The sequence below is a fragment of the Oceanibacterium hippocampi genome (assembly GCF_900172325.1).
Classification (GTDB): Bacteria; Pseudomonadota; Alphaproteobacteria; order Sneathiellales; family Sneathiellaceae; genus Oceanibacterium; species Oceanibacterium hippocampi.
In genome coordinates this window covers 1,445,162-1,467,416 of the sequence record NZ_FWFR01000001.1, presented here as the reverse complement: position 1 = coordinate 1,467,416, position 22,255 = coordinate 1,445,162, and the positions used below count along the sequence as shown (strand labels likewise).

General features: G+C 69.5%; 21 protein-coding genes. 7 read left to right on the top strand and 14 right to left on the bottom strand.

What is annotated here, in order from left to right:
* Window positions 1–21: 21 nt before the first annotated feature.
* Complete coding sequence (locus OCH7691_RS06960; RefSeq protein ID WP_085882620.1) at window positions 22–1,434, top strand: MATE family efflux transporter; 1,413 nt, start codon at window positions 22–24, stop codon at window positions 1,432–1,434.
* Window positions 1,435–1,450: 16 nt separating this feature from the next.
* Here the strand turns inward: OCH7691_RS06960 and OCH7691_RS06955 are convergent, their stop codons facing one another.
* The 6 genes from OCH7691_RS06955 to OCH7691_RS06930 all read right to left on the bottom strand — a co-directional run bounded on the left by OCH7691_RS06955 (window position 1,451) and on the right by OCH7691_RS06930 (window position 6,159).
* Entirely contained in the window at window positions 1,451–1,747 is a 297-nt protein-coding gene (locus OCH7691_RS06955) for a hypothetical protein (RefSeq protein WP_085882619.1), read from the bottom strand.
* A 106-nt stretch (window positions 1,748–1,853) separates the two neighbouring features.
* Window positions 1,854–2,135: a DUF2312 domain-containing protein gene (locus OCH7691_RS06950; RefSeq protein ID WP_085882618.1), complete on the bottom strand. Its 282-nt coding sequence runs from the start codon at window positions 2,133–2,135 to the stop codon at window positions 1,854–1,856.
* Between the two features lie 130 nt (window positions 2,136–2,265).
* Window positions 2,266–3,678 (bottom strand): CsgG/HfaB family protein, encoded by a 1,413-nt coding sequence (locus OCH7691_RS23215; protein ID WP_176244950.1) that lies wholly within the window; start codon window positions 3,676–3,678, stop codon window positions 2,266–2,268.
* 121 nt (window positions 3,679–3,799) lie between these two features.
* The gene (locus OCH7691_RS06940) at window positions 3,800–4,099 is read right to left on the bottom strand and encodes a DUF1244 domain-containing protein (RefSeq protein ID WP_085882617.1); all 300 of its coding nucleotides are present in this window, start codon (window positions 4,097–4,099) and stop codon (window positions 3,800–3,802) included.
* Between the two features lie 154 nt (window positions 4,100–4,253).
* Window positions 4,254–5,402 carry a carboxylate-amine ligase gene (locus tag OCH7691_RS06935; protein WP_139839564.1) on the bottom strand — a complete coding sequence of 383 codons (1,149 nt, stop codon included), beginning with the start codon at window positions 5,400–5,402 and terminating at the stop codon, window positions 4,254–4,256.
* Window positions 5,386–6,159, bottom strand: a complete 774-nt coding sequence (locus OCH7691_RS06930; RefSeq protein ID WP_217807837.1) for an N-formylglutamate amidohydrolase — start codon at window positions 6,157–6,159, stop codon at window positions 5,386–5,388. The genes OCH7691_RS06935 and OCH7691_RS06930 overlap by 17 nt, the downstream gene beginning before the upstream one ends.
* A 91-nt stretch (window positions 6,160–6,250) precedes the next feature.
* Here OCH7691_RS06930 and OCH7691_RS06925 point away from each other — a divergent pair, with 91 nt between their 5' ends.
* From OCH7691_RS06925 to pyk, 4 genes are all read left to right on the top strand, one after another.
* Complete coding sequence (locus OCH7691_RS06925) at window positions 6,251–7,165, top strand: DMT family transporter (protein ID WP_176244949.1); 915 nt, start codon at window positions 6,251–6,253, stop codon at window positions 7,163–7,165.
* A 31-nt stretch (window positions 7,166–7,196) separates the two neighbouring features.
* A complete protein-coding gene (locus OCH7691_RS06920; RefSeq protein ID WP_085882614.1) occupies window positions 7,197–8,945 on the top strand; it encodes a monovalent cation:proton antiporter-2 (CPA2) family protein in 1,749 nt (582 codons plus the stop codon).
* Window positions 8,946–9,035: 90 nt separating this feature from the next.
* On the top strand, window positions 9,036–10,295 hold the full coding sequence (locus OCH7691_RS06915; protein WP_085882613.1) for a glycerate kinase type-2 family protein: 1,260 nt from the start codon (window positions 9,036–9,038) through the stop codon (window positions 10,293–10,295).
* Between the two features lie 15 nt (window positions 10,296–10,310).
* The gene (gene pyk / locus OCH7691_RS06910) at window positions 10,311–11,729 is read left to right on the top strand and encodes a pyruvate kinase (RefSeq protein WP_085882612.1); all 1,419 of its coding nucleotides are present in this window, start codon (window positions 10,311–10,313) and stop codon (window positions 11,727–11,729) included.
* 18 nt (window positions 11,730–11,747) lie between these two features.
* On the opposite strand, the gene OCH7691_RS06905 is transcribed toward pyk, so the two are convergent.
* The 6 genes from OCH7691_RS06905 to OCH7691_RS06880 all read right to left on the bottom strand — a co-directional run bounded on the left by OCH7691_RS06905 (window position 11,748) and on the right by OCH7691_RS06880 (window position 17,819).
* Window positions 11,748–12,305, bottom strand: coding sequence for a tetratricopeptide repeat protein (locus tag OCH7691_RS06905; protein ID WP_085882611.1), 558 nt, complete (start codon window positions 12,303–12,305; stop codon window positions 11,748–11,750).
* A gap of 86 nt (window positions 12,306–12,391) precedes the next feature.
* Complete coding sequence (gene glcF, locus OCH7691_RS06900) at window positions 12,392–13,681, bottom strand: glycolate oxidase subunit GlcF (RefSeq protein ID WP_085882610.1); 1,290 nt, start codon at window positions 13,679–13,681, stop codon at window positions 12,392–12,394.
* 1 nt (window position 13,682) lies between these two features.
* The gene (gene glcE / locus OCH7691_RS06895; RefSeq protein ID WP_085882609.1) at window positions 13,683–14,909 is read right to left on the bottom strand and encodes a glycolate oxidase subunit GlcE; all 1,227 of its coding nucleotides are present in this window, start codon (window positions 14,907–14,909) and stop codon (window positions 13,683–13,685) included.
* Complete coding sequence (locus OCH7691_RS06890; protein WP_085882608.1) at window positions 14,909–16,396, bottom strand: FAD-linked oxidase C-terminal domain-containing protein; 1,488 nt, start codon at window positions 16,394–16,396, stop codon at window positions 14,909–14,911. Before OCH7691_RS06890 ends, glcE begins: the two co-directional genes overlap by 1 nt.
* Window positions 16,397–16,639: 243 nt before the next feature.
* Window positions 16,640–16,765, bottom strand: a complete 126-nt coding sequence (gene ykgO, locus OCH7691_RS06885) for a type B 50S ribosomal protein L36 (RefSeq protein ID WP_085882607.1) — start codon at window positions 16,763–16,765, stop codon at window positions 16,640–16,642.
* 91 nt (window positions 16,766–16,856) lie between these two features.
* Complete coding sequence (locus tag OCH7691_RS06880) at window positions 16,857–17,819, bottom strand: SAM-dependent methyltransferase (RefSeq protein WP_139839563.1); 963 nt, start codon at window positions 17,817–17,819, stop codon at window positions 16,857–16,859.
* Between the two features lie 238 nt (window positions 17,820–18,057).
* On the opposite strand from OCH7691_RS06880, the gene OCH7691_RS06875 reads away from it, so the two are divergent.
* Both OCH7691_RS06875 and OCH7691_RS06870 read left to right on the top strand, forming a co-directional pair.
* A complete protein-coding gene (locus OCH7691_RS06875; protein WP_085882605.1) occupies window positions 18,058–18,999 on the top strand; it encodes a DMT family transporter in 942 nt (313 codons plus the stop codon).
* 51 nt (window positions 19,000–19,050) lie between these two features.
* Window positions 19,051–20,025, top strand: a complete 975-nt coding sequence (locus tag OCH7691_RS06870) for a cation diffusion facilitator family transporter (protein WP_085882604.1) — start codon at window positions 19,051–19,053, stop codon at window positions 20,023–20,025.
* Between the two features lie 11 nt (window positions 20,026–20,036).
* On the opposite strand, the gene OCH7691_RS06865 is transcribed toward OCH7691_RS06870, so the two are convergent.
* Together OCH7691_RS06865 and OCH7691_RS06860 are read right to left on the bottom strand one after the other, a co-directional pair.
* Entirely contained in the window at window positions 20,037–21,638 is a 1,602-nt protein-coding gene (locus OCH7691_RS06865) for a class I adenylate-forming enzyme family protein (RefSeq protein ID WP_085882603.1), read from the bottom strand.
* 104 nt (window positions 21,639–21,742) lie between these two features.
* Window positions 21,743–22,234 (bottom strand): MarR family winged helix-turn-helix transcriptional regulator, encoded by a 492-nt coding sequence (locus OCH7691_RS06860; RefSeq protein ID WP_085882602.1) that lies wholly within the window; start codon window positions 22,232–22,234, stop codon window positions 21,743–21,745.
* Between the last annotated feature and the right edge of the window lie 21 nt (window positions 22,235–22,255).

The following is a 22,255-nucleotide window of genomic DNA, read 5'->3' as shown; positions in this document are numbered from 1 at the left end:
GATCGAAGCGGATTATTCGTCGTGACCACGAGCGAGCAGATCAGCGATCCGAAACGGCAGACGGCCGCGCACGCCACCGGCTGGCTTGCCGAGGCGGGCGGCATGGTGCGGCTGGCCACGCCGCTGGCGCTGACCCAGCTCTCCTTCATGGCGCTGGTCCTGACCGACGGCATCATGATGGGCCGGCTCGGGCCGGATGCGCTGGCCGCCGGTTCGCTGGCCGGGCATTTCTACGGCTTCGTCGAATTCTTCTCGCTCGGCCTGCTCGCCGCGGTCGCACCGATGATCGCCCATCACCTGGGCGCGCGGCGCTACCGGCAGGTTCGCCGCACGGTGCGCCAGGGCTTCTGGGCGGCGATCATCCTGGCCGCCCCGGCGACCCTCGTCATCTGGCAGATCGAGCCGCTGTTCCTGCTGCTCGGCCAGCAGCCGGACATCGTCGCCGCCGGCGCGCCCTACCTCCAGGTGATGACGGTCGGGCTGCTGCCCGGCTACTGGTTCATGGTGCTGGCGGAGTTTCTCGCCGCCCATTCCCGGCCGCGCGCCACGCTGATCGTCGCGCTCGGCGGCATCCTGCTGAACGCCCTGCTCGACTATGCCCTGATGTTCGGCCATTTCGGCAGCCCGGCCCTCGGCCTGGTCGGCGCCGGGCTGGCCAGCGCCTTCGTCAACGTGGCGATGTTCCTGGCGCTCGCCGGCGTCGTGCTTGCCGACCGGCGCTTCCGCCGCTACCGGCTGCTCGCCCGGTTCTGGCGCGCCGACTGGCCGGAACTGGCGCGCATCTTCCGGCTCGGCCTGCCAATCGGCATCACCCAGCTTTCGGAGATCGGCGCCTTCCTGGCCGCGGCGCTGCTCATGGGCCTGCTCGGCACCACCGCGCTCGCCGCCCACGCCATCGCCGTGCAATGCGTCGCCGTGATCTACATGATCCCGCTCGGGATCGGCCAGGCGGCGACGGTCCGGGTCGGCTACGCGGTCGGCGCCGGCGACCGGCCGGCGGCGCGCCGGGCCGGCTGGACGGCGCTGGCGCTCTCGGCCTCGTTCGCGCTCCTGCCGATCGCGGGCTTCCTGTTCCTCGGCCGGCCGATCGTCGGCCTGTTCCTCGGCGCGCCGAGCCCGGCGACCGAGCCGACCGCGACGCTCGCCGTCTCGCTGCTCGCCTTCGCCGCCCTCTTCCACCTGGTCGACGCGCTGCAGGTGACCACGCTCGGCGTGCTCAGGGGTTACAAGGATACGCGCGTGCCGATGCTGATCGCGATCGTCTGCTATCTCGGCCTCGGGCTCTGCTCTGCCTGGTATTTCGGGATCGCGGCGGGTCATGGCAGCCAGGCGATCTGGACCAGCCTCGCGGCGGCACTCCTGCTCGTCTGCCTGCTCTATATCGGCCGCTTCATGAGGCAGGCGCGCCGCCTGCCGGACCCCGCGACCGCCTGACCCCAAGGCGACTTCCTCAGCCGTCGATCCCGGCCCGGTCCGGCGCGGGTGCAGGCGCCTCGGCCGGGCCCGCGCCGTCGCGGTCGAGCAGTGGCTTCAGGCCGCGCACCAGGCGACGGATCAGGTAGGCCGCGTCGCCGTTCAGGGCGGCCTCGTCGCCGACGGCACTGTCCTCGTGGCGGAGCGCCGCGACCTCCAGCAGGTCACGCGCCTCGGCGCCGCTCAGCCGGCCGTCGAGGATCAGCCGCTGGATCAGCAGCTCGCAAATCGTGAAGGCGGCGAAACCGGCCGCGTCGGGCCCGACCTTGCGCATGGCGTCTCCCTGTCGGCGACAGGATAGTCCAACCGATGCGCGAGGTTAAGGGCCGAGCACACGCGGAGGCGGCGGCCGGCGCCGGCGCGTGGATCGAGATCGGCGTTCAGGCCGCGTCGATCTCCTCGTCGATCACGCCGCCGTCGACCATGCCGAGGGCATGCTTGTAGACGTCGAGCAGGGTTTCCATTTCCTGGTAGGACGCCTTGTCCATCTTCCGGAGCCGGATCACCTGGCGCATGATCTTGGTATCGAAGCCCTCGCCCTTGGCTTCGGCGAAGACTTCCTTGATGTCGTCGGCGAGGACCTTCTTCTCTTCCTCGAGCCGTTCGATGCGCTCGATGAACGAGCGCAGGCGTTCCGCGGCGACGCCGCCCACATCCGTCATGGCGGGATGCTCCTTCAGACACGGTCACAGGATTGGACGCGACCGGCTGGCCGCGCGGCCGGCACCTTAGCCGCGCCCGCCCGCCGGTGCAAAGGGCAATCGTCGCCCCGCCCGGCGGGCGTCGCCCGGATTAAAGCTCCTCGAGGATCTTGCGGCGCTTCTCGTCGTAGAGCTGCTGGTCGATCAGGCCCTGGTCGAAGAGGTTCTTCAGCTTGGTGAGCCGGGCCGCCGGGCTCTCCGGATCGACCGCGGCCGCCGCCGGAGCGGGCGCCGGCGCGGTCACCGCGGCAGGGGCCGGGGCGGTCACGGCCTGCGGCGCGGCTTCCCGCGTCTCGGGCGCCTGGGCCGGCGCGGCGGCCTGCATGAAGCTCGCCTCGTTCAGGGTTCCGTCCGGATAGGTCAGCCAGCTCGCCACCCAGCCGACCTGGCCGTCCTGGCGCTTGACCTGGACCCAGGTGCCGCTCTGCGCGAGCACGAGAAGCGGCGTGCCCTGCGGGTTCGAGAAGACCTTGTCGAACTGGGTCCCCGGTCCGCTGCGGGCGTTGAGCGAATCCGAGCTGACGCGGACCACCGTGCCGGCATCGTAGTTCGGGGCGTTCGCCCGGTCGTTCGAGGCGGCGGGCGCAGAGACGGCGGCCGGCGCCGGGGCGATCGCCGCGGTCTGCGGCTGCATCTGCCGGCCGTCCGGACCGACGCGGTAATACTGGGCCGGCATCTTGGTCGAGATATAGGCGACCGCATCGCGGATGACGATGCGCAGTGCCTTTTCCACCGGTGTGTTCTTCCAGCCGCCGAGCGCGCCGCCGAGGGCACCACCACCGGCGGCACCGCCGAGCGCCGCGCCCATGCTGACGTCGGTCGCCTCGCCCTCGATCGAGGTCGCGGCGACGATGCGCGAGGTCCGGGTATCGATCAGCCGGAGGTCGATGGCGATGTGGGCGCGGCTGTAGCTGCTGGCGACGGCGCCGAGAATGGTGCCGAAGCTGCCGAGCAGGCCGCCGCCGGCGCCACCGCCGCCGCCGGACGCCTTGCCCTCGAATTCGGTGACGGCCGCGGTGATGAGAATCTCGGCACCCTCGATCTCGCCGATCCGGGCGGCGGTGCTTTCACGCACCCGCCCCGAAGCACCGAGGTCCTGTTCCTGGAGGACATCGCCGAGGGTCTGCCGCTCCAGCACGATGAAGCGGTTGGAATGGAACAGCGCAGTGGTCAGCTGGTCGGCCATGCCGTCGCCGATCGCGCCGTTGTACCAGCCCGAACCGGTCTTGTCGGTGAAGCGGGCCACCGCGATCCGCGCCTTCGGCCCGTTATAGGCCTCCTGTATCGCGGCGTTGATATCGGGGCTGTTGGTATCGCCCGACGTGTTCCTGGTCTCGGTACCCGCCTTCGAGCCGAAGATCCCCGAGAACGTCCCGCCAAGCGAACCGTCGCTGTCGCCCGACGTGGTAATCGGTTCCTTCTCCTGCGCCATGACAGGCACGGCAGCCAGCATGGTCGCCATGAAAAGCCCGGCCGTCAGCGGCCGCAGCACTTGCTCGATCATCGTTCACCCCTCGCTACGCACCGTCCGGCCGGGTCCGCTGGCCGAACGCTGTTTCAATCGGCCGACGCGCGCCGATGGCGCGCCCGGCGTCGAAGCTCCCCCCGTGAAAGCTCGGATCGCGTTACCGCTCCTGCGGCCGGCTCTTCTCGAATGCCGTCAGTTTATCCGCATTCGCCTCGGTCTGATAGCGGCTACGCCATTCGTCATACGGCATGCCGTAGACGATCTCCCGGGCCTCGGCCTTGTCGAGCGCGATGCCCTTCTCCTCGGCTGCTTCCCGATACCAGTTCGACAGGCAGTTCCGGCAGAAACCGGCCAGATTCATGAGGTCGATATTCTGCACGTCGGTGCGGCCGCGAAGGTGATCCCGGAGCCGGCGGAAGGCGGCTGCCTCGAGCTCCATCTGGGTCCTGTCGTCCATCTTTTCGTCCTCCGATCGTCGCGGATGGCACGCATATGCCACCCCGCTGATGATTGCCTGACTACATAACCCGCCCCGTGCCACGCGGCAACCACACCGCGCGCGATGTCGCGAGGCTGCCCGGCAAGCGGGCGAAACGGACGTTCGGGCAGGTTCAGTCCCCGACCGCCAGGGTTTCGCGGATCAGCATGTCGACGACTGCGCGGAGCGCCTCGGCCTGGTCGGCGCCGGCGGCCTTCGCCTCCTGGTAGACGACGAGCTGGCGGCCGGCCGAGGTGCCGCGGCGGACGATCTCCCGAGCATGAAGGACTTCCTTGGTGCAGCCCAGATGCTCGGCATCCTCGGCCACGAGATCGATGATCTCCTCGAGCAGGTCGGCGAACGGCACCTTCGACGGCAAACCGAAATCGATCAGCCCGGCGGTCTCGCCGTGACGCTGGGCGAGCCAGCGGTTCTCGGCGATCAGCGACGGCGGATAGACCCGCCAGCGCTGGTTGCGGCGGCGCAGCCGGTAGAGCATGCGCAGCAGGCAGACGAACAGGGCGGCGACGGTCAGCGCATCCTCGACCCGGGTGCAGACATCGGCGATGCGCATCTCGATCGTCGGATAGCGGGCCGAGGGGCGGACGTCCCACCAGAGCTTGGTGCCGTCCTCGATGCAGCCCGCCTCGACCAGGGTGTCGACCAGCCGCTGATACTCGCTGAACGATCCGAACTGGTCCGGGAACCCGGTCCGCGGCAGGGCGTCGAAGACGGTGAGCCGGTAGGAGCGGAGCCCGGTTTCCTGGCCGCGCCAGAACGGCGAGGAGGTCGAGAGCGCCAGCAGGTGCGGGAGGAAATAGACGACCTGGTTCATCAGGTCGATGCGCAGGTCCTTGTTGTCGATCCCGACATGGACATGCATGCCGCAGATCAGCAGGCGCCGGACCACCGCCTGCAGGTCGCGGGCGATCTCGTCGTATCGCGCCTTGCCGGTATGTTTCTGATGGTCCCATTCGGCGAACGGGTGGGTCGAGGCCGCGATCAGCGCCAGGCCGTGCTCGCCGACCACCTCGGCAACCGTGCGGCGAAGATGAACCAGGCTTTCGCGGGCCTCGCCGATGTTGGCGCAGACCGGCGTGCCGATCTCGATCTGGCTGCGCAGGAACTCCGGCGAAACCTGCTGGCCGGCGAGGCGGCGCTCGCATTCGCCCCAGATCGATTCAGGCGGATCGGCCGCGAGGTTGCGGCTGTCCGGATCGACGATCAGATATTCTTCCTCGATCCCGACAGTCCAGGCCGGTTCGCTAACGCCTCGCCCCATTGTCATCCCCGTTTCTGATCGCCCCGGGCAGGATAGCGCGGAACGCCTCCGCGAGCAGCCGGGCATATGTCTCGGCGCCATGGCGGGTATCGATCAGGTCCTGGCGGATCTCGAGCACGACATGGGGCAGCCCGTGGGCGACCGCGTGTGTCTCGGTCGAATAGCCGAACGGCTGGCGCGCGCTGTAGGGCTGGTTGTCGCCGATCACGAGGCCGCTCTCGGCACGCAGGTGGCGGAGCAGCGGGGCGGCGATGCGGTCATCCTGGTCCCAGAGCACGCCGACGTGCCAGGGGCGCTCGAACCCGTCCATCACCGGCGTGAAACTGTGCACCGAGACCAGCGCCGGCAGCTTCGTTCGCGCCATCACCCGGCTGCGCATCGCGGAAACCGCCTCGTGATAGGGACGGAAGAAGCGCGCCGCCCGATCCTCCCGGGCGGCCCGGTCGAGCCCGGCATTGCCGGGAACCTCGATCCCGTCGCTGACCTCGGGGATCGAGCTCGGGTCATCGAGGAAACGGTTGGGATCGATCACCAGTCGCGAGAAGCAGGAGAGCATGGCCGGCGCGTCCAGATAACCGGCGAGCCGGCGCGCCACGTCGGCCGCACCGATATCCCAGGCGATATGTCGCCACAGCAGGTCGGTCTCGAGGCCGAGATCGGCCAGGTCCGCCGGCACCGCGCGGGAGGCGTGGTCGCAAATGAGGATGATATCGGAAGCGCCGTCCTCGTTGACGGATTCGAAGGCTGCATCTGACACTGGCTTGCCGGCTCTTGTTCGTGCGGAAATCGGTTGCTGCATCGGGGCCGGCATCATAGACGATTTGCCTTGGCTTGGTAGAGGCGCACACGTGGCATCATTGCAGAACGAACCGCTTGACGACGGGCGGACGACGGCGGCCGACGCCCGTCTCGCCACGCTGGCGGTGATACTGGGGGCGATCGCGGTGGGCTTCTCGCCAATCCTGGTGCGCTACAGCCCGCTCGAGCCGACCGCGACCGCGGTTCACCGGGCGCTGCTCGCGGTCCCGCTGCTGGCGCTCGGCTTCCTGTTCCGCGGCCGCGTCGAGAAACGGCGTCCGGCGGGCCGCAAGGCATGGGCGCTGCTGATCTTCGCCGGGCTGCTGTTCGCCGGCGACCTCGCGACCTGGCACTGGTCGATCCGCCTGACCACGGTCGCCAACGCCACGCTGTTCGCCAACATGGCGCCGGTGGTCGTCGCCATCGGCGCCTGGCTGCTGTTCCGGGAGCGGCCGGGGCCGGGCTATTACCTCGGCCTGGCGCTCGCCGTCGGCGGCACCCTGCTGCTGCTCGGCGACGGCTTCGGGCTCGGCGGGGAGCGCCTGCTCGGCGATCTGCTGGGGCTTCTCACCGCGCTCTGGTTCGGCGCCTACCTGCTGGCGGTCAAGGCGCTGCGCGGCGTGTTCTCGGCAACGACGCTGATGTTCTGGTCGAGTTTCGTGACCGGGCTCGCGCTCATTCCCGTGGCGCTGCTGAGCGGCGAGGCCCTGCTGCCCGCCGGCACCGACGGCTGGATCACCCTGATCACCCTTGCCTGGCTCGCCCAGGCCATCGGCCAGGGGCTGATCGCCTGGGGCTTCGGCCATCTGCCGGTCGGGCTGTCGTCGCTGATCATCCTGATCGAACCGCTGACCGCCGCGATCCTGGGCGCGCTCCTGCTGGGCGAATTCCTCGGACCCTACGAATCCGTCGGCGCGGCGCTGGTGCTCGCGGGAATTCTGGTCGCGCGGCGCGAGCGCGTCTAGACTCGGAGCTCGAGGCGCGCAGGGGGATCCCTTGGAAGAACATGTCGGCATACCGTTTCTCCGCGAGATCGTGGTCTTCCTCATCGCCGCGGCGATCATCGTGCCCGCCTTCCACCGGCTCCGGATCAGCCCGGTGCTCGGCTACCTCGCGATCGGCGCGCTGATCGGACCCTATGGCCTCGGGCTGCTGGTCGAGACGGCGCCCTGGATCTCCTACGCGGTGATTGCCGACATCGAGGGCATCCGCCCGCTGGCCGAACTCGGCGTCATCTTCCTGCTCTTCGTGATCGGCCTCGAACTCTCCTTCGAGCGGCTCTGGGCGATGCGGCGGCTGGTCTTCGGCCTCGGATCGCTGCAGGTGCTGCTGAGCGCGATCGTCATCGGCGCGGTCGCCTGGGCCTGGGGCAACAGCCCGCGCGCGGCGGTGATCATCGGCGCCTGCCTGGCACTCTCCTCGACCGCGATCGTCATGCAGCTGCTGATCGAGCGGCGCCGCCTCGGCACGCCGCTCGGCCGCGCCAGTTTCTCGGTCCTGCTGTTCCAGGATCTCGCGGTCGTGCCGATCCTCTTCATGCTCGGGGTATTCGGCACCCAGACCGAGGGCGGGATGGCAGCCGCGGCGCTCGGCTTCGCGCTGGCCCTGCTGCAGGCCGCCGCGGTGATCGCCGCGATCTACCTGGTCGGCCGGATCGCCTTTCGCCCGTTCTTCCAGTTCGTCGCCCGGGCAGGCGCGCGCGGCATGTTCATGGCGGCGATCCTGCTGGTCGCGATCGGCGCCTCGGCGATCACCGGCTATTTCGGCCTGTCGATGGCGCTCGGCGCCTTCCTCGCCGGCCTGCTGCTCGCCGGCAGCGAGTTCCGCCACGAGATCGAGGTCGATATCGAGCCGTTCAGGGGGCTCCTGCTCGGCCTGTTCTTCATGACCGTCGGCATGGGCATCGACTACCGCGCGATCATCGGCCAGGCGCTCTGGATCGGCCTCTCTCTGGCCGGCCTGTTCGCGATCAAGGGATTGATCGCCGGCGGCCTGACGCGCGCCTTCGGCTTCCCCCGGCACGTCGCCATCGAGGCCGGGCTGCTGCTCGGACAGGGCGGCGAGTTCGCCTTCGTGGTCATCGGGCTGGCCCTCAGCCTCGGCCTCGTCACCCTGGACGCCGGACATTTCATGCTGATCGTCGCCGCCCTCTCGATGGTGCTCACGCCGCCGGTCGCCGCCATCGGCCGCCGGCTGGCGATCCGGCTCGAACGCGACCAGGAGGCGCGGCGCGAGCCGGAGGGGCTGGCCGCCATCGGCGACATCGAGGGGCATGTGGTGATCGCCGGCTTCGGCCGTGTCGGGCAGATGCTCGGCCGCATCCTCGATCGCGAGGAGATCCCCTATCTCGGGTTCGACCTGAACGGCCCTTCCATCGGCCGGCTGCGGGCGGACGGGCTGCCGGTCTTCTACGGCGATGCCTCGCGGACCGCGCTGCTGCGCCAGGCCCATGTCGAGACCGCCTCGGCGATCGTCGTCACCATCGACGATCCGGAGGCCTCGGAACATGTGGTGCGCGCGGTTCGCCGGCATTGGCCGGCCGTGCCGGTGTACGCGCGCGCGCGCGACCGCCAGCATGCGAAGCGGCTGCTGGCGCTCGGTGCGACCGACGTGGTGCCGGAAACGACCGAGGCGAGCCTGCAACTCGGCTTCCAGATCCTGAACGGCCTCGGCGTGCCCGAAGAGGTCTCGCTGAAGCGGATCGACATCGAACGCCAGGCGGCCATGGACGGCGTCAGGCGCTGAGCGCGGGTTGCGCCGTTCCGGCTACTGGTGAGACGACGCCATCCGGGCTAGACTCTCCTGCCCGATCCCGCCAATTGCAGACCGCCTTTCATGTCATCTGAGAGTTCGAACCCGGAAACGCTCGCCCGCGCGCTCTTCGAGACGGCCGTCGCCGCGGCCGATCCGGCGCGCTGCCTGCCCGGCTACCTGCCACCGCCGCCGAAAGGGCGGACCATCGTGATCGGCGCCGGCAAGGCCGCCGCGTCGATGGCGAAGTCGGTCGAGGATCACTGGCCCGGGCCGCTTTCCGGTCTGGTCATCACCCGCTACGGGCACGGCCTGCCGACCACGCGGATCGAGGTCGTCGAGGCCTCGCACCCGCGGCCCGACGAGGCCGGGCTGAAAGCCGCCCGGCGGATCCTCGCCATGGTTCGCGACCTCGGCCCCGACGATCTCGTGCTCTGCCTGATTTCCGGCGGCGGCTCGGCCCTGCTGGCGCTGCCAGCCGACGGCCTGACGCTCGACGACAAGCGCAGCGTCACCAAGGCGCTGCTCGAATGCGGCGCGACGATCCACGAGATCAATTGCGTCCGCAAGCATCTCTCCGCCATCAAGGGCGGCCGCCTCGCCGCCGCCGCCTGGCCGGCGCAGGTCGTCTCGCTGCTGATTTCCGACGTCCCCGGCGACGATCCCGCGACCATCGCCTCGGGCCCGACCGTCGCCGACCCGACCAGCTTCGCCGAGGCCCGCGCCGTGCTGGCGAAATACCGGATCGAGGCGCCGGCGTCGGTCGCCGCGCACTTGGAGGCGGCGAACGAGGAAAGCCCGAAGCCCGGCGACCCGCGCATCGCCGGCGCGACCACTGCGATCGTCGCCACGCCCGCGGCCTCGTTGGCGGCGGCGGCGACGGCAGCGGAAGCGGCCGGCTACAGCGTTCGCCTGATCGGCGACGACCTGGAAGGCGAGGCCCGGGAGCTTGCCGTCGAGCATGCCCGGCTGGCGCTGGCGGCCAGGCGCGAGGGCGGCCGGGTCGCGATCCTGTCCGGCGGCGAGACGACGGTGACCGTGACCGGCCACGGGCGAGGCGGGCGGAACGCGGAATACCTGCTGTCGCTGACCATCGCGCTCGACGGGGCGGCCGGGATCCACGCGGTTGCCTGCGACACCGACGGCATCGACGGATCGGAGGACAATGCGGGCGCCGTGACCCGGCCGGACAGCCTGGCGCGCGCCGCCGCGCTGGGCCTCAACGCCAGGAGCCTGCTCGCCGACAACGACGCCTACCGCTTCTTCGAGGCGCTCGGCGACCTGATCGTCACGGGACCGACACGAACCAATGTCAACGATTTCCGCGCCATACTCATCGACTGAAGGGAAGATCGTCCCATGCGACGGATGCGCAGCACGAAGATCCTGGCGACGCTCGGCCCGGCGAGTTCCACGAATGCGCAGATCGAGGCGCTATTCCTGGCCGGCGCCGATGTCTTCCGGCTGAATTTCAGCCACGGCAGCCATGACGAGCACAAGGCGCGATTCGCCAAGATCCGGGCGCTGGAAAAGGCGACCGGGCGACCGATCGGGATCCTCGCCGACCTTCAGGGCCCGAAGCTCCGGGTCGGCGAGATCGGTGGCGGCGAGACGCTGCTCATTCCCGGCACGCGCTACCGCTTCGACCTCGACAAGGCGCCGGGCGACGAGCGCCGCGCGCCCCTGCCGCATCCGGAACTGATCGAGGCGCTCGAGAAGGGCACACCCCTGCTGCTCGATGACGGCCGGCTCCGGCTGCGCGTGGAGAAATCCGGCAAGGGCTACGTCGAGACCGAGGTGATCGTCGGCGGGGTGCTGAAAAGCCGCAAGGGCATCAACGTGCCGGAAGTGCTGCTGCCGGTCACCGCGCTCACCCGGAAGGACGAGAGCGACCTGCAGTTCGCCCTCGACCTCGGTGTCGACTGGGTCGCGCTGAGTTTCGTGCAACAGCCCGAGGACGTGGCCGAGGCGAAGAAGCTGATCGCCGGCCGGGCGGCCCTGATGGCGAAGATCGAGAAGCCGCTGGCGCTCCGCCGGCTCGACGAGATCATCGACCTGTCGGAAGGCATCATGGTGGCGCGCGGCGATCTCGGGGTCGAACTGCCGGTCGAGGAAGTGCCGGGCCAGCAGAAGCGGATCATCCAGATGGCCCGCGATGCCGGCAAGCCGGTCGTGGTCGCGACCCAGATGCTGGAAAGCATGGTCTCCGCGCCGATCCCGACCCGGGCAGAGGTCACCGATGTCGCCTCGGCGATCTTCGACGGCGCCGACGCGGTGATGCTGTCGGCGGAATCGGCCGCCGGCACCTACCCGGTCGAGGCGGTCGCGATGATGAACCGGATCGCCCAGCAGGTCGAGCGCGAGCCGCAATACCGCGCCCTGATGGACGCCAAGCACGCGGCGCCCGAGGCGACGACGGCGGACGCCATCAGCGCCGCCGCCCGCCAGGTCGCCAATACCATCGGCGCCGCGGCGATCGTCACCTACACGACCTCCGGCTCGACCGCGATCCGGGCCAGCCGGGAACGGTCCGAGGCGCCGATCATGGTGCTGACGCCCCGCCTTGCCACCGCCAGGCGGCTCGCCATCGTCTGGAGCCTGCATTGCGTCCATTCGGACGACGCCAAGAATTTCGGCGACATGGTGCAGCGCGCCAGCCGGACCGCCATCAAGGAGGGCTTCGCCAAGGCCGGCGACCGCATCGTCATCATGGCCGGCGTCCCCTTCGGCACCCCCGGCGCGACGAACATCCTGCGCATTGCCCAGGTCACCGGCTGACCCGCCGGACGGCGCGCCCTAGATTCCCCGGCCCTCGACCTCGTCGATGAGTTCCTCGACCCGGGATTTGGCATGGCCGAGATGGGGATTGACCTCGAGTGCACGGCGATAGGCATCGAGCGCCTGCTCGCGCTCCTCCATCGCGTCGTAGATCAGCCCGAGCCCGGACAGCGCCCCGAAATGACGCGGCTCCAGGGCCAGCGTGCGCTTGATGTCGGCGATCGATTCCGGGTAGGCGCCGGTCATGTAATGCAGCGTCGCCCGCTTGTTCCAGGCCTCGGCAAACTCCGGGTCGATCTCGATCACGTGGTTGAAGGCGTCGAGCGCCTTGTCGAACTGCTGGCGCTGGAGCGCCAGCGAGCCGCTCTGCATCAGCAGGTCGATGGTGTCGCTCCGGCTCTCGGTCCAGATCGACCAGATCTGCAGTTCCAGGAGATGGGCAAGCTGCGGGCTTGGCGCGTGCTGAAGCTGCCCGAAGAGTATATCGAGCCGGCTGTCGTCCTGCCGGGCCAGCGCCGCCGTCGAGACCGTGGCGAGGCCGAGCGAGACGAGGAAGGCAATCAGGACCCGTCCCATGATTCAAGGATAGGGCGCGATCGCCGCGCCGCCAAGAGCCGGGCCAACACGGATGCGCGAGCGGCGGCCGGATCCGCGCATCGGCATCAGCGCATGAGCGCCCGGGGTTTCGGCCCGCCGGTCGCCCAGTCGAGCAGTTCGACCGTGTGAACGACCGGAACGGCGGTGCGGCCGCCGATCTGCATCAGGCAGCCGATATTGCCGGTCGCCACGACGTCCGGGCGGACCGCCTCGATATGGCCGACCTTGCGGGCCGCCAGGCGCTCGGCCATCGCCGGCTGCAGCAGGTTGTAGGTCCCAGCCGAGCCGCAGCAGAGATGGGCCTCGCCGATCTCGCGCACCTCGAAGCCGGCGCGCGCGAGCAGGAGCTTCGGGGCATGGCGAACGCGCTGGCCGTGCTGCAGCGAGCAGGCGGCATGATAGGCGACCGCCAGCGGCTCGGGCGGGGCGCCGGCCGGCAGGTCGATCGCTTCCAGCAGTTCGCTGATATCGCGGGTGAGCGCGCTCACCGCCGCCGCCCGCGCCGCCCAGTCGCGGTCGTTCCGCAGCATGTGGCCATAGTCCTTGACCGTGGTGCCGCAGCCCGAGGCATTGATGACGATGGCGTCGAGCCCCTCGCCGTCGAGTTCCCGGGTCCAGGCCGCGACATTGCCCTTCACCAGGGCGAGCGCCGCATCATGCTGGCCCATGTGATGGTTGAGCGCGCCGCAGCAGCTGGCCCCCTCGGCGACCACGACCTCGACGCCGTGGCGGGTCAAGAGGCGGATCGTCGCCTCGTTGATCTCCGGCGCCAGCGCCACCTGGGCGCAGCCCTGCAGGAGCGCGACCCGTTTCCGCCGGGTCCCTTCCGCCCGATGGACGCGCGCGCCCTCGAGCGGCGAGCGCCCGGGCAGGCGTGCAGGCGCAAGCTTCAGCATGGCGCCGAGCCGGCCCGGCAGGATGGCCCGGAACGGCCGCGCCAGCAGGCCGCCGATCAGCGCCAGCCGGAACAGGCCGGGGCGCGGCAGGACGAAGCCGAGCAGGCGACGGACGAGACGGTCCGGTGCCGGCCGCTCGTGATGGGCGGCGATATGGTTCCGCGCATGATCGACCAGATGCATGTAATGCACGCCCGACGGACAGGTCGTCATGCAGGACAGGCAGGACAGGCAGCGGTCGACATGGGTGACCACCGCCGGGTCGGGGGCGCCGCCCTTTTCGAGCATTTCCTTGATCAGGTAGATCCGCCCGCGCGGGCTGTCGCGTTCGTCGCCGAGTTCGACATAGGTCGGGCAGGTCGCGGTGCAGAAGCCGCAATGGACGCAGCTCCGCAGCACCTCGTTCGAGCGCGCGACCTCGGGATCCTGCAACTGCTCGGGCGTGAACGCGGTCTGCACCTCAGATCCCCTCGTACATGCGGCCTGGGTTGAGCAGGCCTTCCGGATCGAAGCTCGCCTTGACCCGGGCGCTGAGCGCCGCCAGCGCCGGCGCCAGCGGCTGGAACACGGGGACGCGGCCGCGAACTGCCTCGGGCGCGCGGACCAGCGTCGCGTGGCCGCCCGACCCCGGAAGTGCCGCCCGCACGACCGCCGCGCCGGCATCGTCGCCGCCGTCGAGGGCGAGCCAGACCAGCCCGCCGCTCCAGTCGAGGAAAGCCTCGCCGGGAAGCTGCGCGAGAACCGCGGCGGCCGTCGCCGGACCGGCGGTCGGCGCCACCGAAAGCCGCCAGACGACTCGGTCGCCGAGCGCGCCGAACAGGCCGACGTCGCGGATCTCGCGCCACAGCGTGCGACTGTTGTGGCTGTGCAGTTCCTCGGTCTCGGCCGCCGTCGCGCCGGCCAGCGCGGCCAGCGCCCGAAGCCGGTACTCGACCGACGCGCCCGGCCCCTCGATCCGGATGGCGGTGACCGGCCGCCCGGCATCGGCGACCCGGCCGACCGCCGAGCGGGCGGCGACAGCGGCCGGCAGATGGGCCAGCCCGGAGACCTCGTGCGGCGAGCCGGCGGCGGCACAGAGCAGCGCCGTCGCCGCTTCCGCCTCGAGCCCGTAGGCGAGCAGCGTGCGGGTCTTCTCGGCCCGCGGCAGCACCTTGAAGGTCAGCGTCGTCATCACGCCCAGGGTTCCGAAGCTGCCGGCGAGAAGCTTGCAGAGATCGTAGCCGGTGACGTTCTTCACGACCCGGCCGCCGGAATGGAACAGCTCGCCGCGTCCGGACACCGCCGCGAAGCCGAGCAGGTGGTCGCGCGCCGCGCCCGCCTTGACCCGGCGCGGGCCGGCGAGGTTGCAGGCCACGGCGCCGCCGATCGACCCGGCCGCCGCCGGACCGCCGAGCAGCGGGCCGAGATCGGCCGGCTCGAAGGCCAGCTCCTGGCCCTTCTCGGCCAGCGCCGCCTCGATTTCCGCGAGCCCGGTGCCGGGCCCCGCCTGCATGACTAGCTCCTCGGGTTCGTAGAGCGTGATCCCGGTGAGCCCGGCCAGCGACAGGCCCTGCGCCGCCGCGACCGGACGGCCGAAGGCAGCCTTGCTGCCCCGACCCGCGACCGAAAGCGGCGTGCCGGAGGACAGCGCCCAGGTGACCGCCTCCACCACCTGTTCGGGGCTGTCGGGCTGGAAGGTCGCGGTCATCAGAAGCGCGGGATGTCGGGGAAGCGCGTCTCGCCCTTGCGGACATGAACGCGGCCGAGTTCGGCGCAGCGGTGCAGCACCGGGAAGACCTTGCCCGGGTTGAGCCGGCCCTCGGGGTCGAAGGCGCATTTGACGCGCTGCTGCTGGTTCAGGTCGATCTCGGTGAACATCTCGCCCATCAGGTCGCGTTTCTCGACGCCGACGCCATGTTCGCCGGTCAGCACCCCGCCGACCTCGACGCAGAGCTTGAGGATCTCGGCGCCGAATTCCTCGGCCCGCTCGAGTTCGCCCGGTTGGTTGGCGTCGTAGAGGATCAACGGATGCAGGTTGCCGTCGCCGGCATGGAAGACATTGGCGACACGAAGCCCGTAGCGCTGCGACATCGCCGCCATCCGGGTCAGCACGACCGGCAGCTTGTGGCGCGGAATGGTCCCGTCCATGCAGTAATAGTCCGGCGAGATCCGCCCGACCGCCGGGAAGGCCGCCTTGCGTCCGGCCCAGAACCGTTCACGCTCGGCCTCGTTCTCGCTGGCCCGGAGCGAGACCGCGCCGGCCTCGCGGCAGAGCGCGCCGATCCGGTCGACCAGGTAATCGACCTCGACCGTCGGGCCGTCGAGCTCGATGATCAGCAGGGCCTCGACATCGAGCGGGTAGCCGGCCTCGACGAAGGCCTCCGCCGCTTGGATCGCATAGCGGTCCATCATCTCCATGCCGGCCGGGATGATCCCGGCGCCGATGATGCGGGCGACGCAATCGCCGGCCGATTCGGAATCCGGGAAGCCGACGAGCAGCGCCCGCTGGCTCTCCGGGCGGCGCAGGATGCGGACCGTGACCTCGGTGATGACGCCGAGCAGTCCCTCCGACCCGGTCATCAGCCCGACCAGGTCGTAGCCGCCGGGATCGAGGTGACGGCCGCCAAGGCGCAGCACGGTGCCGTCCATCAGCACCATCTGCAGGCCGAGGATGTTGTTCGTCGTCAGCCCGTATTTCAGGCAGTGCACGCCGCCGGAATTCTCCGCCACGTTGCCGCCGATCGTGCAGGCGATCTGGCTCGACGGATCCGGCGCGTAGTAGAAGCCCTCGGCGGCCACCGCGCCGGTCACGGCAAGGTTGGTGACGCCCGGCTGGACCACGACGGCACGGTTCCCGTAGTCGATCTCGAGCACGCGATTGAATTTTCCGAGCCCGAGCAGGACCCCGTCGGCGAGCGGAAGGGCGCCACCGGAGAGCGAGGTGCCGGCACCGCGCGGAACCACCTTGACGCCTTCCCGGTGACAGAGCGCCAGCACCGCCGAGACCTGCTCGACCGTGCTCGGCAGCACGGCGATCATCGGCGGCTGGCGGTAGGCGGTGAGGCCGTCGCTTTCGAAGGCGCGCAGCGCGGCCGGGTCATCGATCACGCCTTCGCCCGGCACGATCGCGCGAAGCGCGTCGACCAGCGCGCCCCGTTTCGCAAGCGTGCCCTCTTCCGGCGCCGGCATCAGCATTGTCAGGTCCTCCGCGGACCCGGAATGCCCGGGCCCGGCCACTACGGTCGATCGTTGCGGTGACTATAGGACGAGGCTGCCATGGCGGAAAGGCGAACGACCGGTCTCGCCGACGCGCCCGTACCGCATCGCGGGAGAATCCGGGCCTCTCCGGGTCGGATTCCGGACGACAAAAAACCGCGCCCGATCACCCGGCGCGGTTTTGCCGTCCAGCGCCGCGAAACCCGCGGCGCCCGTCCCCGTTCAGCCCTGGCGGGCCTTGAAGCGGGGATTGGACTTGCAGATGACGTAGACGCGGCCCTTGCGACGGACAACGCGGCAATCGCGATGGCGCTTCTTCAGCGACTTGAGCGAACTGACGACCTTCATGACCGGGTACCTTCCTCAGGTGACCAATAGTGAATTCGGAGCGCGGAAATTATGCGGACGGGACGGTCCTGTCAACCGTCTAGCGCGCCGATCATTCCGCCGGCATCGCGCCGTAGAAGCGATAGACCCGGAGCTTGCCCTCGTCCATCAGCCGGAGCCGCGTCAGCCAGTGCTCGGTTTCCTCGAGCACCCAGTTCCGCAGTTCGCTTGAAATCTCCGTGCCGGTCAGGCGGGCGGCGAAATCGGCGAAGGCCGCGGTGATCCATTCCTTGTAGTCGTCGGTGATCTCCTCGCAGACGCGGACATTGAGATCGATGCCGAACAGGAGCTCGCGATACTGCTTCAGGGTGATCAGGTGAACCGGCTTCGGCTCGCGCGCCGCCCATTCGGCCACCGCGCTGTCGCCGACGACGTTCTCGGAAAGCAGGTAGTCGGTGATCATGACCTGCCCGCCGGGCTTCAGGATCCCGCTGATCGCTGAGAAAACGGCCTTCTTGTCGGCCATCGTGAAGATCGCGTCCTGGGAAACGACCGCGTCGACCGACTTTTGCTTCGGCTCGAACGCCGAGAAATCGACCGGCTCGATCGCCGCCCGGGTGCCGAGGCCGGCATCGACCGAAAGCTGATGCCCGGCGGCGGCCAGCTCCGGGGTTTCCTCGTAGCCGGTGACCCAGGCCTGGGTTTCCTTGACGATATAGCGGGCGTAACCGCCGAGACCGGCGCCGATCTCGCAGACCCGCGAGGTCTCGTCGAGGCCGAGCGGGGTGGTCAGCCGCTCCATCGCCTCCTCGTCGCAGCACTGGGCCATGCCCTCGCCGAACAGCGTCTGCAATGCCTCGAGCCGCGACGGCGCCCAGCCGGCGGCCCGGCGTTCCTCGGCATCGTCGCCGCCCTCGGCGTCGAACGGGCCGGCATCGTCATCCCCGCCAGCGTCATCCTCGTCGAGATCGTAACCTTCCCACCAGGCGCGCAGACGCTTGCCGAGCGGTGGACGCGCGCGCTTGCGCGGGACGCCGTCGGCCGTTTTTCCCGATTTCGACAGTACTGAAAGCATTGGACCGGACAAGACCTCGACTGGACTGATGGATGACGCGCGGACGACCGTCCGGTCACCGATTGATACGAGCGTCATTATCGGGCGATACCGTTAATCTATTCCTAAGCGTTCCGGTTCTGTGCGACCTTGACGACAGTTGGCGGACGCGAGACCCACCATCACGACAGGATCAAGAGGCGGACAGGATGCCGGGTTTGCCCGCGGCAAGAGACGAGAAAGCGAGTACGGGAACGACATGAGCCAGGAAACCGCGCTCGGCGGCACCTCGCGCAGCGGACATTGGGGCGCCTTCGGCGGCCTTCTGGTCACCACGGTCATGTGGGGATCGATGGTGCCGGTGACAGCGCTTCTGCTCGACGTCTTCAACCCGTTCCTGCTGTCGATCCTGCGTTACTGCGCCGCCCTGCTCGCCCTCGTCATCCTGCAGGCGACGATCGAGCGCGGCCTGACCGTTCGGGGCGCCCCCTGGGGGCGGCTGATGGCGCTCGGCGCCGCGATGGCCGCCTTCTCGACCTTCTTCACCTTCGGCATCCTGTTCTCCGACCCGGTAACGGCGGCGATCATCCTGACCGGCGGTCCGGTCATCGCCGCGATCATGGCCCGCCTCTCGTTCCGGACGCCGTTCGAGCCGGGCTTCAAGCTCGGCCTTCTGCTCGCCGTCGGCGGCGGCATCGTCGTCGCCATCGGCAATCCGAACAACGCCGGCCGCCTGCCGGACCTGCAGGGCGGCGAGATCCTGCTGATCCTGGCGATGACCTGCTGGACCTGGTACACGATCAGGTGCCAGATCTGGCTGCCGGGCTGGAGCCAGCTCAGTGTCACCACGCTCACCTCGGCAACGGCGAGTTTCTGCCTCGCCTTCGTGTTCGGCATCGCCTGGCTGCTCGGCCTCGCCCATCTGCCGGCCGAACCGGTGACACTCCCCGACATCGCGCTCCTGCTGTGGATCGGCATCGGCGGCGGCGGCATCGCCATCGTCCTATGGCATATCGGCGCCCGCCAGTTCACGGTCGCGGTGGCCGCCCTCTATCTCAACCTGGTGCCGATCATCGCCGTGCTGATCGCGACCGCGCTCGGCTTCCAGCCGAGCTGGCTGCAGCTCGTCGGCGGGATCCTGGTGCTGGTCGGGGTGCTGCAGATCCAGCTCCGGCGGTTCATCACCGGCCGCACGGGCTGAGCGAGACGCCGGACGACGCAACGGAAACGCACGGACAGTGCAGGAGATTCCATGGCAGGCCATTCCTCGAAGAAAGTGATCTACGCGGCCCTCATCGGGAACGGACTGATCGCGATCATGAAGTTCGCCGCCGCCGCCTTCACCGGCAGCGCCGCGATGATGTCGGAAGGGATCCATTCGGTCGTCGATACCGGCAACCAGATGCTCCTGCTCCACGGCATGAAACGGGCCAGCAAGCCGGCCGACAGCCGGCATCCGTTCGGCTACGGCATGGAGCTCTATTTCTGGACCTTCGTGGTGGCGATCCTGGTCTTCGCCGTCGGCGCCGGCGTTGCCGCCTACGAGGGCGTCAACAAGCTGCTCAACCCCCATCCGATTGCCAATGCCTACGTCAACTACCTCGTGCTCGGCGCGGCGATGCTGTTCGAGGGCGCGGCCTGGTATGTCGCCTTCGTCGCCTTCCGCAAGGAACAGGGCGACCGCGGCCTGCTCGAAGCGGTGCGCCGGTCGAAGGATCCGACCATCTTCACCGTGCTGTTCGAGGATACCGCCGCGATGCTGGGCCTGATGGTCGCCTTCGCGGGCGTCGCGGCCGGCGAGTATCTCGGCATCGTCGAGGCCGACGCCATCGCCTCGCTCGTCATCGCGGCGATCCTCGCGATGACCGCGATCCTGCTCGCCTATGAAAGCAAGGGGCTGCTGATCGGCGAGGCGACCCACCCGGAGGTCCTCGAGGAGATACGCCGCGTCGTCCTTGCCGAACCGGAGATCCTGAAAGCCAACGAGTTGCTGACCATGCATCTCGGACCCCAGGACGTGCTGCTCAATATCAGCATCGGCTTCTCCCCGGATCTCAGCGCCGAGCAGGTGGAAGCGGCAGTCAGCCGGCTCGAAGCCCGTATACATGCGGAGTTCCCGCAGGTCTCCCGCGTCTTCATCGAGGCCCAGGGCTGGGCCGCCCACCTCGCCGCCAAGGCCAGCTCGGAAGCACGGCTGGGGACCGGGCCGGACGCGCCCGAGGACTGAAGGCGGAAAGCCTAGCCCGCCGCGGCTAGGTATTGCTGGCGCAGCTCGCGCTTCAGGATCTTGCCGATGGTCGAGCGCGGCAGGTCGTCACGGAACTCGAGGCGGCCGACGCGCTGTGCCTTGCCGAGCCGTTCGTTGGCCCAGGCGCGCAGTTCCTCGGCGCCGATCGTCGATCCCGGCTTCCGCACCACCAGCGCCAGCGGGGTCTCGCCCCAGCGCTCGTCGGGAATGCCGATCACCGCCACGTCGGCAACGGCGTCGTGCTGTTCGAGGACGCTTTCCAGGTCGGCCGCGTAGACATTGAAGCCGCCGGAAATGATCATGTCCTTGATGCGGTCGAGCAGGAACAGGAAGCCGTCCTCGTCGAAGCGGCCCATGTCGCCGGTGCGCAGGAACGGCCGGCCCGCCGCGTCGCGCCAGACGATCGCGTCGGTCAGGTCCGGGCGCTTGTAATAGCCGGTCATGAAGCCGAACGAACGGCCGACCACCTCGCCGATCTCGCCGGCCGGGAGAATGTTGCCGGCCTCGTCGATGACGTGGATCTCGGCGCCTTCCGCCGGGCGGCCGACCGAGGCGAGCTTGTCGGGAAAGGCGCTCGCATCGAGGACCGTCGAGCCGCCGCCCTCGGTCAGGCCATAGACCTCGACCAGGCGGCCCGGCCAGCGATCGAGGATATCGCGCTTGACCGCGGCGCGGAGCGGCGCGCTGGTCGACAGCTTGAGCTGGAAGGCGGACAGGTCGTAGCGGTCGAAATACGGCTCGGCGAGGATCCGCTGATACTGTACCGGCACCAGCATCGCGTGGCTGACCCGGTGCTTCTCGGCGAGCACGAGAAACTCGTGGGCGTTGAACTTGCGCATCAGCACCACGGTTCCGCCCTGCGCCAGCGCCGGGATCATCGCCACCAGGGTCGTGTTGGAATAGAGCGGCGTCGAGACCAGGGTGACGTTGCCGGCGGCGATCCCGGCCTTGGTCATCCGCTGGACGTGAAAGTTTCGCATGCCGTGGTTCTGCACGATGCCCTTCGGCACGCCGGTCGTCCCCGATGAATAGATCAGGTTGAAGTCGTCGCCCGGGCGATGATCGAGATCGGGGTCGCCGGTCTCCTGGGCAGCCAGCCAGGCCTCGAAGCCGGTCCAGCCGGCGGCCTCGAAATCGTAGGCGATCAGTCCGCCGGGACGGATCTTGCCGAAGCCGGCCAGCGCCGCCTCTACCAGCGGCCGCATCCCGGCCGACAGGAAGAGCACCCGGGCGTCGCAATCGTCGATCATGCGGGCGAGCTGTTCCGGCGTCGCCATGGCCGACAGCGGCACCGCGCAGGCGCCTGCGCGAACCGCGCCGAAATAGGTCGTCACCGCCTCCGGCGTGCTGCCGGCGAGGATCGCGACCTTGTCGTTCCGTTCGAGACCGAGGGCGATCAGGCCGTTGGCGACCCGGCTCACGCGCTCGTCGAAATCGCGCCAGCTCGTCTCCGCGCCCTCGAAGACGATCGCCGGGGCCGGTCCCAGGCGTCGCGCCGCCTCGGCCATCATGCGCGGCACATTGTGCTCCAGCGTCTCGCCGGGCGGAGAAATGAACTGCCGGTCCGCCGTCGTCGTCCTCGTCGCCGTCATCGCCTGTGCCCGTTCCCTGCCCGTTTCCCGAAGCCGTTCGGCCTTGGCCTCTCTATAGCGCGGATCGCCGGAGCGCGACAATCGGGCGGCGGTCGCAAGACTGCCTAGCGCGGACCCTCGAAGGTCGTGAGGTAGCGGCTCAGGAGGGCGTTGAGCGCGGCGGCTTCGTCGGCGCCGAGCGCGGCGGTCAGGCGGGCCTGGGTCGCCACATGCTCGGTGACCGCCGCCTCGATGGTCGCGAACCCCTGCTCGGTCAGGGTGATGCGGACGCTCCGCCGGTCGTCCGGGTTGACCGCGCGGGCGACCAGCCCGGCCTTCGCCAGCTGGTCGATCCGGTGGGTCATCGTTCCCGAGGTGATCATCATCGTCGCCAGCAGTTCGCCCGGCGAGAGGCTGTAGGGCGGGCCTGAGCGCCTGAGCGTCGCCAGCACGTCGAAGCTCGCCGGCGTCAGGCCGAATTTCGCCTGGGTGTCCGCCATCTCCCGGCCGAGGTGGGCGGAAAGCCGCCGGATGCGGCCGATCAGGGCCATCGGCGCGACGTCGAGGTCGGGCCGTTCCCGGTTCCACTGGGCGATGATGTCGTCGACGCGATCCATCCGGCGAGAATCGCGGGATGA